The following is a 10516-nucleotide window of genomic DNA, read 5'->3' as shown; positions in this document are numbered from 1 at the left end:
CCCGCCGTCGCGCTCGCGCGGAAGCTGGAGTCCGACGGCGTGCCCGTGCTGGGCGTGATCGCCGCCGCCAGCTTCCCGGCCGCACGGCTGCCCGGCCTGGCCAGGAAGCTGTTCCGCGGCGACCGTCTGGTCTCCGACCGGCTGTTCCGCGACGCGCTGCGCGCCTCGGGCGGCCTGCTCGACGACATGGACGAGGCCGCCAAGGCGACCGCGGTGCGCGCCATGCGCCACGACTCCACGCAGGCGCAGGAGTGGTTCACCCGGGAGCTGGCCGCCGACGGCCCGCGACTGGCCGCGCCGATCCTGTGCCTGGTGGGCGAGCGGGACCGGGCCACCCAGCTGCACGAGGAGCGCTACGCCGAATGGGGGGCCTTCGCGTCGAGAGTGGCGCACGCCGTGCTGCCCAGGGCCGGTCACTACTTCCTGCGTCATCAGGCCGAGCCGCTGGCCGCCCTGCTGTTCGACCAGCTACGGCGCTGGTCGGGCGGTGAGCTCCCGGATCCGGTGCGCGCGCCGGACCGGACCGGCCTGCGCTCCTTCTACACCGTCGCCGGCGGGCAGTTCGCGTCGGCGGTGGGCAACGCGCTCAGCGCCTTCGCGCTGGGCATCTGGGCCTACCAGCGCAGCGGCGAGATCCTGGACCTCGCGCTGGTCACGATGCTGGCGCAGATCCCGGCCGTGCTGCTCACCCCGCTGGGCGGCGCGCTGGCCGACCGGGTGGACCGGCGGCGGATCATGCTCGCCTGCGACGCCCTGTCCGGACTGGCGATGGGGGCGCTGGTGCTGCTGATGGCGACCGGCCGGCTGGAGTTGTGGAACGTCTGTCTCGTCGTCGCCGTCACCTCGATGGTGACGGCGTTCCACCAGCCCGCCTACCTGGCCGCGATCGCGCAGCTGGTGCCCAAGCCGTACCTGCCGCAGGCCAACGCCATGGCCAACCTGGGGTTCGGCGCGGGCAACGTGGTCGCGCCGCTCGCGGGCGGCGCGCTGATCGGCCTGTTCGGGTTGTCGGCCGTGATCTCCATCGACGTGGCCACCTTCGCGATCGGCGTGGGCACGCTGCTCGCCGTCAGGTTCCCCGACCGGCTGTTCCACCCGCGTGAGGAGAGCTTCCGGGCCGCGCTGAGCGGCGGATGGCGCTTCATCCGCCGGCGGCGGCCGCTGCTGGTGATGGCGGTCTTCTTCGCGGTGGTCAACTTCTGCACCGCGCTGATGTGGGTGCTCATCACCCCGATCGTGTTGTCCATCGGCAGTTCGGCCGACCTGGGCGTGGTGACGGCCGCCGGAGGTCTCGGCGTGGCGGTGGGCACGGGCGTGATCCTGGTGTGGGGCGGCAGCCGCCGCCGGGCGACCGGCATGATCGCCTTCGTGATCGGCTCCGGGGTCGGTGTCGTCCTGATGGGCGCGTGGCCGGTCGTGGGGCTGGTCGCGGTCGGCCTGTTCGTCCGGCTGGCCTGCATGAGCATCGGCAACGCGCACTGGCTGTCGGTCATCCAGACGAAGGTGGGCCCGGATCTGCAGGGCCGGGTGCTGGCGGTGAACGTCATGCTGGCCACGGCCATGCAGCCGCTGGGCTTCCTGTCGGCCGGGCCGCTGGCCGAATGGGCCGAGCCGCTGACATCACGGCCCGGCGGCGGCGCCGCGGCGGTGCTGCTGGCCAGCGGCGTCCTGCTGGTGATCTGGGGCCTGCTCGGGCTGCGTCACCGGCAGCTGCACCACATCGAGGACCTCATCCCCGACGCGGCGCCGCCCTCGGAGGCCGCCGCCGACCTGAACGCGATCCAGGAGAAGGTGCTGAACGGATGACCTTGGTATCCGCGTCCGACGTGCGGGCCGCCGCGGCCCGCATCGCCCCGTTCGTCCGGCGCACGCCGCTGCTGCGGCTGCCCGGCGAACGCCTGTGGCTCAAGCCCGAGAACCGGCAGCCCACCGCCTCGTTCAAGGTGCGCGGGGCCGCGAACGCGGTGGCCCGGCTGGCCGGGCGGGGCATCACGCACGTCGTGGCCCAGTCCTCGGGCAACCACGCCCAGGCCATCGCCTACGCCGCCGCCCGGCACGGCCTGCGGGCCACCGTCGTCCTGCCCGACACCGCGCCGGAGCTCAAGGTGGAGGCCGCCCGCGGGCTCGGCGCCGAGGTGGTCATCGTGCCGCCGGCGCTGCGCGAGATCACCTGCCTGGCGCTGGCCGACCATCTCGGTGCGACCGTCGTGCGTTCCGACGACTTCGACGTGATCGCCGGGCACGGCAGCGCCGGGGCGGAGATCGCGCTCGACCTGCCGGAGGCGGGCACGATCCTGGTGCCCGTCTGCAACGGCGGCCTGCTGGCCGGCGTCGCGGTGGCGGCCAAGGCCGCCGACCCCGCGATCACCGTGATCGGCGTCGAGCCCGAGCTCGCCGCCGACGGCGCGGCCAGCTTCCGCAGCGGCAGCCGTACGGCCTGGCCGGTGGAGCTGACCTACCGCACCCGGGCCGACGGGTTGCGCGGCCCCGTCCTCGGCGAACTGGCCTGGGAGCACATCCGGCGGCACGTCGACGACATGCTGACCGTTCGCGAGGACGACATCGACACCGCCGCCGACCTGCTGTGGCACCGGCTGGGCGAGCGGGCCGAGCCCAGCGGGGCCGTGACCACCGCCGCCTACCTGGCCCATCAGGCGCTTCTGCCCGAGGGGCCGGTCGTGGCGATCATCTCCGGCGGCAACGTGGCGCCCGCCCTCCAGCCGGCGGCCCGGCAGGCGGAGTGACACCCGCCCTCGCGTCCCATGACGGCTGCGGTCCCATGGGACGCGAGGGCGGGACGGCCGCTACGCCTCTTCGGAGACCCCCAGGTACATCACGCTCGGGTGCGCGGGGTTGAAGGCGATCGAGGTGACCCGGTCGTAGGCGTTGTGGTTGACGGTGACGCGGTCCTTGCGGGACTCGTACTTGTAGATGTCCGTGCCGATCGCCGACCATCCGGTCCCGAAGTCGAAGTAGAGGACGTCCGCGTCCTTCGGGTGCGGGGCGAGCAGCGGCCCGTTGGGGATCGTCACCACCGCGTCCTGGTCCACGGCGGGGGTGAAGTTCCGGCCGCCGTCGTCCGAGCGGTAGATGTGCCGGCCGCCGGACGGCACGCCGGCGTCCAGCTCCGCCAGGTTGAGCCCCATCGCCCACACGACGTTCCCGGCGGCCGGGGAGATCGCGGCGCTGAACACGTTGACCCGCTCGCCGTCCCCGGCCAGCCCCGCGGCCGAGGTCCAGGTGCGGCCGCCGTCGAAGGTGACGCGAGCGCCGGTGTCGGAGGCGCCGAGCACCACGTGGTCCAGGTCCTGCGGGTCGAACACCGCCGTGTAGGACATGCGGGTGTCGCTGGGTGACCAGGCCGGCACCCCGACGGGCTGCCAGGTGCGCCCGCCGTCCCGCGACTCGTGCAGCTGGCCCTGCAGGTCGGACGCCCGCAGGCGGTCGCCGTCGCCCCGGTCCACGCCGATCCCGATCAGGTCGCCGCCCGGCCCGCTGAGCGGCGTGACGCCCTCGGGCGTGGCGAGCGCCAGGTTGCCGTCGCGGTCCCAGGCGTAGGCGCGACCGCCCCGGGCGGCGACCAGCTCGATGTAGGAGCCCTTGACCTCGCCGGCCACGTTCCAGGTGCAACCCGCGTCCTTGGAGGCCAGCAACTGCCGGTTGGACATGGCCAGCAACTGGTTCGGCCGGTCGAGCGCGACCAGCCCGGTGGTGTAGACGACCGGGCCGAGCACCTTGCTGGTGGACGCGATCTTCTTGCCGTCGTTCCACGCGTACGTCACGGAGCCGTCACCGGCGACCGTCTGGCAGACCGGCCGGCTCCAGCCCGAGCCGTCGAAACCCTCACTGGAGGTCCTCGCCATGGCGGGCGTGGCGGCGGACAAGACCGTCAGCGCGGTCGCGAGCCCGATGGTGAACGCCTTCTTCAACACTGCCTCCCCGACAGGAATCTGGTACGCGTTCGTTCCTATCGGTGAATTCGATGCTCAGGCTAGGTCTGCCCGCGGCTGGTTCACGCCATGGCAGGTATCTGACACACTGTTCGATCATGAACGCGGATGACAACGCCCTCGCCGCCGTCGGCGTGGACGCCGAGGACGAGCAGATCTACCGCACCCTGCTGCGCCGGCCGCGCACCACGCTGCCCGAGCTGGCCACGCACACCGGCCGCAGCACCGTGGCCCTGCGCCGGGCGTGCTCCCGGCTGGAGGCGCTGGGCCTGGTCAGCCGCATGGCCGGCCGCCCCGTCCGGTACGTGCCGACCAGGCCCGACGTGGCGGTGGCCGCCCTCATCTCCCGCCGCGAGGAGGGGCTGGCCCAGGCCAGGCTGGCCGCGCTCGCGCTGCTGGCCGAGACGCCGCGGACGGAGAACCTGGCCCCCGAGGAGCTGGTCGAGGTCGTCCAGGGGCAGGCGGCCGTGGTGCAGCGGTTCACCCAGTTGCAGCAGACCGCGACCGAGGAGCTCCTGGTGCTCGACCGGCCCCCGTACGCCCAGGACCCCTCCCAGCAGAACGCCCCCGAGATGGAACGCCTCGCGCACGGCCTCGTGGTGCGCGGCATCTACGACGCCTCGGCCCTGGAGATCCCCGGCAAGCTCCGTCTCGCCCAGGAGTCGGCGGCGGCCGGGGAGCAGGCCAGGGTGAGCCCCGAGGTGCCCATGAAGCTGGCCATCGCCGACCGCAGGACCGCCATCCTGCCGCTGAACGCCGACGCCTCGGCCCACTCCGGCAGCGCGGTCATCGTGCACTCCTCGTCGCTGCTCGACGCGCTGGTCACCCTGTTCGAGGTCCTGTGGCGGACGGCGCTGCCGCTCCCGCTCTACGACGCGCGCTCCCGCCCGGCGGACCTGCCGGACCCCGAGCTGTTCACGCTGCTCGCGGCCGGGCTCAAGGACGAGGCGGTCGCCCGCCAGCTCGGGGTGAGCCTGCGCACGGTGCACCGCCGGGTCAGCGAGCTGATGGACCGGCTCGGCGCCCGTACCCGCTTCCAGGCCGGCCTGCTCGCGGCGCGCCGCGGCTGGTGCGACGTGGACGCCTGACCGCCGTCCCGCCGACGCGAAATCGTTTGCGCCGACGCGGTCCGGACGGATAGGAAGCTCGGGTGCTGAAGGGGAGCAAGGTCGGGCTCCGGGCCCGCCACGAGGACGACATCCCGATCCTGCGGGCCGAGCTCTACGACGACCCGGTCTACTCCTCGCGGGCCGGGAACCGTCCGTGGCGGCCGGTCGCGCCCGGCACGAAGGACCCGCGGCTCGTGGTGGACGACACCGACGTGGTCGCGGTGCTGTGCCACTACGGCTTCGTCCTGCGCGGCCTGCATCGGCTGCAGATCGAGACGCTGGCGGACAACGTCGCGATGTTGCGCGCGGCCGGGCGCAACGGGTTCGTCCGCGAGGGCGTGCTGCGCTCCTCCGCCTGGGTGATGGGCGAGTTCCTGGACCAGGTGCTGCTCGGGCTCCTGGCCGAGGAGTGGAAGCCGGCCTCGTGAAGCCAGGCGGGGTCCCGGTCTCGGTGACCGGCCGATTGTCCGGCAGCCCCCGCGCCGGTCCGGACGAATCGGCACGACCCGGGCCGCACGCGGCCTTGTAGCATCGGGGCATGATCTTCACAGCGAGCGCCGCCGACGTCGCCGTCGTCCTGGGGCCGGGCGGTCCGGTGGGCACGGCCTGGCTGCTCGGTCTGGCGGCGGGCCTGCGCGCGGCGGGCGTGGAGCTCGCGGACGCCGACCTGCTCGTCGGCACCTCGGCGGGCGCGATCACCGCCGCCGCCCTGGCCACCGGACGAGACCTGGACGAGCTCGCCGACCTGCCGCCCGCGCCTCCGGGCCGGCGGGCCGGGGACCCGACCGTGATGCCCCGCGTCCTGCAGATCCTCAACGCGCCCGGCGCCGACCCGCGGGAGGCGCTGCGCCAGGCCGGCGCGCTCGCCCTGGAGGCCGACGCGCTGCCGGAGGAAGACCACCTGACCGCCATGCGACGGCTCGTCGGCACCGGCCCCTGGCCCGCCCGCCCGCTGCTGATCACCGCCGTGGACGCCGTCAGCGGCGAGCCGGTGGTCTGGGGCGGCGACAGCGGCGTCCCGCTGCACGCCGCCGTCGCCGCCAGCAGCGCCGCGCCCGGCCACGCCGTCCCGATCACCGTCGGCGCCCGCCGGTACATGGACGGTGCGCTCGGCGGCGGGTCCAACGCGCACCTCGCCGCGGGCGCGGGCGCGATCGTCCTGGTCGAGCCGCTCGGGCACCTGTTCCCGGGCCCGGAGGTCGAGCGGGGCGTGCGGATCGTGCCCGACCGGGCGGCGCTGGAGGCGTTCGGCCCGGACCTCGGCGACCGGAGCCGGTGGGGGCGGGTCTACCTGGAGGGACGCCGCCAGTCCGCCGGGGTCGCCGACCTGGTCGGGCCGTACCTGCGGGGCCGCTCCGCCCCGGCCTGAACCGGGGCGTGCCCGGCGCGCAGCGGATCGGGGCGGGCGCGCGTTCCCTATGCATGAATGTTGAGATCGTCGCCCGCGCGTCCCCGCCGCCGGCCGGCGCCGCCGACGCGGTGGTGGCCGGTTTGTACCGGGAGCACCGGCTCGCCCTCGTCCGCCTGGCCCTGCTGCTCGTGGGCGATCGGGAGAGCGCGGAGGACGTCGTCCAGGACGTCTTCTCCAGGTTGCACGGCAAGAGCCCGGCAACCCTCACCCTGCCGTACGTGCGGGTCTGCGTGCTGAACGCCGCACGCTCGCTGCTGCGCAGGCGGAGTGTCGCCGCCCGGGCGTTCCTGCGGCGGCGGGAGGACCCGGTGGACTCGGCCGAGACGACCGCGCTCCTGGGCGAGGCGCGGCAGGAGATGCTGGCGGCGCTCAGCCGCCTGCCCGCACGGCAGCGCGAGGTTCTCGTCCTGCGTTACTACCTCGACCTGTCCGACGCCGACATCGCCGAGGCGACGCGCCTGCGGCAGAGCACGGTACGGTCCACCGCCTCCAGAGCCCTGGAGCGGCTTGAGCGCGAGCTGGGAGGCCGAGCATGACCACGATCGAGGACCGGCTCAGGGACGCGATGGCGGCCAGGGCCGAGACCGTACAGGACGACGGGCTGCCGAGGGCCGCGCCGTCGCCGTGCCGAAGGCGGGTGGCGGCCCGCTGGTGGTGGGCGCCGGTGGCGGTGGCGACCGCGACCGCCGCCGTGGTGAGCGTCACCGTCCTGGGGACCCGGACGATCGGCTCCGCGCCGCCGTCCGCCGCGGCCCCGCCGGCGGCGGCCGCCGGCCGCCTGTCGCCGCCGGTCCGGCAGGTGTGGCCGGGCGCGGTGCACGAGATCCCGGTGACGGGCCCCGGCGGCCGGGTCTTCTTGCCGGACGTGTTCGTCGCCGACCGGGTGGTGGCCGGCCGGGGGCTCACCGGCAACCGGCTCGACGGCATCTGGTCGTACGACCTCGACAAGCGCGCGTTCACCCAGGTCGCGCAGTTGCAGGACGTCAAGGTCGCGAACGAGCCGCTGGTCTTCGGCGACGGCTACCTGGTGTGGTCGGCCGTCCGGGACGACCGGTCGGAGATCTGGGCGGTGCCCGTCGCCGGGGGCGTGCCGCAGCGGATCGCGGCGCTGAGGGCCGTGCTGTCCAGCGACAACTCCTACAGCGGGATCAGGAAGCTGGCCGTCGCGGGCGGCATGGCCGTGTGGTCGCCCCCCGACGGCGGCGTCTACCGGGCCCCGCTCAAGGGCGGGAACGTGTCCCTGATCGCTGGGACGAAGGGCTACTACCTGGTCGAGTGGCCGTGGGCCGGATGGCCGGTGCGCGACCCGGGGGTCGACCATCCCGTCGCCCGGCCGCTGGAGCACCTGAAGAACGTGCTCACCGGCCGGTCCAGGAACGCGGTCGCGGCCAGGAAGCGCTCGTCGTGGACCGACTGCGGCCCGGTGTGGTGCATCAATGTGACGACGGCCTGGCGGCGCGACGGGACGGACCGCCGCGACCTGCCGGGGAACGCCTCGACAACGCTCATCTCCGGCCGCTTCGTCCTGCTCCACCAGGGGGACGCGGGCGGCGGCCGCTCCCTGGCCCTGCACGACGTCGCCGCCGGGCGCACCGGCCTGCTCTTCCCCGTGCCGACGCGCCGGGGCGAGAAGGCCCCGCCCACGCTGCACACCCAGGAGGACGTGGTCTGGTTCCGGACGGCGCAGGACACCCAGGTGGTGATCGACCTGAAGGCGGCCGGCCGCTGAGGGTGGGCGGCGGCCCGGGAATCGTCCGGCCGGACAGGCATAGCGGGAGTGCCCCGCGCGCGTCTCAGGGGTGTCATTCACACGTTTGGAGGTGGTCGTGGACCCTGCGGACGAGCAAGGCTTCCGCGAGTTCGTCTCTGCGCGCTCGCCTGCCCTGATGCGGCTCGGCTTCATGCTCAGCGGCGGCGACCAGCACGCGGCGGAGGATCTCGTGCAGGCGGCGCTGGCCAAGCTGGCGGCCAGGTGGCGGCAGGTGGACGCCCCCGAGGCGTACGTCCGGCAGATCATGTACCGGCAGCAGGTGAACTGGTGGCGCGCGATCGGGCGGCGCGGCGAGGTGGTCCAGGCGGAGCTGCCCGACCGGCCGGGGGCCGACGGCACGCACCAGAGCGACCTGCGCATGGTGCTGCGCGCCGCCCTGGCCCGGCTCACCCCGAGGCAGCGCGCCGTGCTGGTGCTGCGCTACTTCGAGGACCTGCCGGAGGACCGGATCGCCGCCCTGTTGTCCTGCTCGGTCGGCACGGTGCGGAGCACCACGTTCCGGTCGCTCGCCCGGCTGCGGCAGATCGCCCCGGAACTGGCTGCGGAACTGGAGGTCACCACATGAACCGGCTGCTTCGCGACACCATGGAGGAGTGGGCCGACGAGGTGCGGCTGCCGCACGACCTGGCCGACCGGGCGCTACGGCGGCATGCCCGGCCGCCGGTCATGGCGGTGGCACTGGCCGCCGGGCTGGCCGTCGTCGTGGCGGTGCTGGCCGTCGGGCTGCACGGCCGGAGCACGACCGTACGCCCGGCGAACGGGGTCACCGTGCCCGTCCGCCCCTCGGTGACGTCCACGGACGTGCGTGCCGACGTCGAGAACGCGCCGCCGAAGAAGTTCGTGGCGGCGGGGGACGTGGCCGTCTCCGCCTACTTCACCACCTGGCTGGAGAAGACGCCCGGCGGCGGCGAGCGCGTGCGGCGCACCTGGCACCTGTACGACCCCCGCTCCGACGGCTACGAGAAGACGCCGTGGGCCTGGCTGGACGTGGCGCCGGGGCTCCAGCTCGCCGCGGTGCTCCAGGGGGAGCGGATCGGCAGGCGGGTGGGGATCGTCGACATGAACACCCGGCAGGCCCTGGCCTGGATCGACCTGGAGCACGACGTCGGCTCGCTGGTCTGGTCGCCGGACGGCACCAGGGTGCTGGCCACGGCGTACTCGCAGTACCCGGAGCGGAGCCGCAAGCAGATGGACAAGAACTCCTACACCGTCGAGGAGTTCGTCCAGCCCCGGATCGGCTACTACGTCATCGACGTGGCCACCGGCCAGGCCGCCTACCACCCGCTGCCGTCGCTGGACCGCGACGACAACCCCGGGAACATGAACGCGCGCCAGGACCTCGGCTGGAGCCTGGACGGGTCCATGCTCTGGGAGCCCACCGACACCATGCCCGACAGGTTGTGGCTCGGTCTCGACGGCGCCCGCCGCGACGGCCCGGCCGGCGACCGGTACATCGACTACTCGGGCTGGTCGAAGGTCTCGCCCGACGGCAGGCTGGTGCTGGACCGCGACCTGCCGCCGTCGGTGCCGGGCCGGCAGCTGGTGCTGCAGCACCTGGCCTGGGCCGACAACGAGAACGTGGTGGTGCTGGGCTGCGCGGGCGCGTGCAAGAACGAGTTCGACAACGGCCTGGCGCTGGCGAGCGCCGACGGTGAGCGGATGATCCAGCTCACCGGCAGCCGCGACCGCGGCGGCGACGAGACCTGGCAGTGGGTGCTCACCCGCCGGAACTAGCTCCGTCGTCGGCCCCGAGCCCCGTACCCACTCGGGCACGGGGCTTTCCCGTGCCGCTTGCCAGCCACTGAACATGTGTTTAGTCTACTGAACATGTGTTCAGACCTGACCGCTCAGGCCAAGATCCGCAACGCGGCCATCGCGCACTTCGCCCGTGACGGCTTCGCCAGGACCAACCTGCGCGCCGTGGCCGCGACCGCCGGGGTGAGCCCCGCCCTGGTCATCCACCACTTCGGCAGCAAGGAGAAGCTCCGGAGCGCCTGCGACGACCACGTGCTCGGCATCCTGGTCCGGCGCGCCGGCCGCGCCCGCCCGAGCGGCATGCAGGACCTCTTCCGCGAGTACCTGTCCAACCCGGAGGAGTACCGCCTCCAGGTGCGGTACATGCTGCGCGCGATCGAGGAGGACACACCCGCCGCGGCCACGTTCGTCGAGACGCTGGTGGAGGAGTCGGAGCAGGTCCTGCGGGCCGGGATCGCCGACGGCTCGATGCGGCCGTCCTCCGACGTGCGGGCGCTGGCGGTGCTGACCGTGCTCAACA

Annotated in this window: 11 protein-coding genes; 10 read left to right on the top strand and 1 reads right to left on the bottom strand. The window is 73.9% G+C overall.

Annotation, left to right across the window (positions count from 1 at the left end; translation table 11 throughout):
- Both AB0J71_RS49035 and AB0J71_RS49030 read left to right on the top strand, forming a co-directional pair.
- Positions 1–1806: MFS transporter (locus AB0J71_RS49035; protein WP_364421247.1), on the top strand; the 1806-nt coding region annotated here is incomplete at its 5' end.
- Positions 1803–2744 carry a pyridoxal-phosphate dependent enzyme gene (locus AB0J71_RS49030; protein ID WP_364392964.1) on the top strand — a complete coding sequence of 314 codons (942 nt, stop codon included), beginning with the start codon at positions 1803–1805 and terminating at the stop codon, positions 2742–2744. The genes AB0J71_RS49035 and AB0J71_RS49030, both read left to right, overlap by 4 nt.
- A 60-nt stretch (positions 2745–2804) precedes the next feature.
- Here AB0J71_RS49030 and AB0J71_RS49025 read toward each other — a convergent pair whose 3' ends face one another.
- Entirely contained in the window at positions 2805–3929 is a 1125-nt protein-coding gene (locus AB0J71_RS49025) for a hypothetical protein (RefSeq protein ID WP_364421244.1), read from the bottom strand.
- Between the two features lie 119 nt (positions 3930–4048).
- Between AB0J71_RS49025 and AB0J71_RS49020 the strand changes: the two genes are divergently transcribed.
- The 8 genes from AB0J71_RS49020 to AB0J71_RS48985 form a co-directional block, all read left to right on the top strand.
- A complete protein-coding gene (locus AB0J71_RS49020; protein ID WP_352330704.1) occupies positions 4049–5038 on the top strand; it encodes a helix-turn-helix domain-containing protein in 990 nt (329 codons plus the stop codon).
- Positions 5039–5100: 62 nt separating this feature from the next.
- A complete protein-coding gene (locus tag AB0J71_RS49015) occupies positions 5101–5487 on the top strand; it encodes a GNAT family protein (protein WP_352330706.1) in 387 nt (128 codons plus the stop codon).
- 110 nt (positions 5488–5597) lie between these two features.
- Entirely contained in the window at positions 5598–6428 is an 831-nt protein-coding gene (locus AB0J71_RS49010; protein WP_364421242.1) for a patatin-like phospholipase family protein, read from the top strand.
- Positions 6429–6481: 53 nt separating this feature from the next.
- Positions 6482–7006: a sigma-70 family RNA polymerase sigma factor gene (locus AB0J71_RS49005; RefSeq protein ID WP_352331395.1), complete on the top strand. Its 525-nt coding sequence runs from the start codon at positions 6482–6484 to the stop codon at positions 7004–7006.
- On the top strand, positions 7003–8199 hold the full coding sequence (locus AB0J71_RS49000) for a hypothetical protein (RefSeq protein WP_364421239.1): 1197 nt from the start codon (positions 7003–7005) through the stop codon (positions 8197–8199). Before AB0J71_RS49005 ends, AB0J71_RS49000 begins: the two co-directional genes overlap by 4 nt.
- A gap of 97 nt (positions 8200–8296) precedes the next feature.
- Positions 8297–8806 (top strand): SigE family RNA polymerase sigma factor, encoded by a 510-nt coding sequence (locus AB0J71_RS48995; protein WP_364421236.1) that lies wholly within the window; start codon positions 8297–8299, stop codon positions 8804–8806.
- A complete protein-coding gene (locus AB0J71_RS48990) occupies positions 8803–9975 on the top strand; it encodes a hypothetical protein (RefSeq protein WP_364421234.1) in 1173 nt (390 codons plus the stop codon). The genes AB0J71_RS48995 and AB0J71_RS48990 overlap by 4 nt, the downstream gene beginning before the upstream one ends.
- Before the next feature lie 93 nt (positions 9976–10068).
- Positions 10069–10516, top strand: a 448-nt coding sequence (locus AB0J71_RS48985; RefSeq protein WP_352330967.1) for a TetR family transcriptional regulator, incomplete at its 3' end; no start/stop codon positions are given.

The sequence above is a fragment of the Nonomuraea sp. NPDC049637 genome, from assembly GCF_040675235.1.
Classification (GTDB): domain Bacteria; phylum Actinomycetota; class Actinomycetes; order Streptosporangiales; family Streptosporangiaceae; genus Nonomuraea.
The sequence above is the reverse complement of the archived record's forward strand: the minus strand, read 5'-3'. Positions and strand labels throughout refer to the sequence as shown.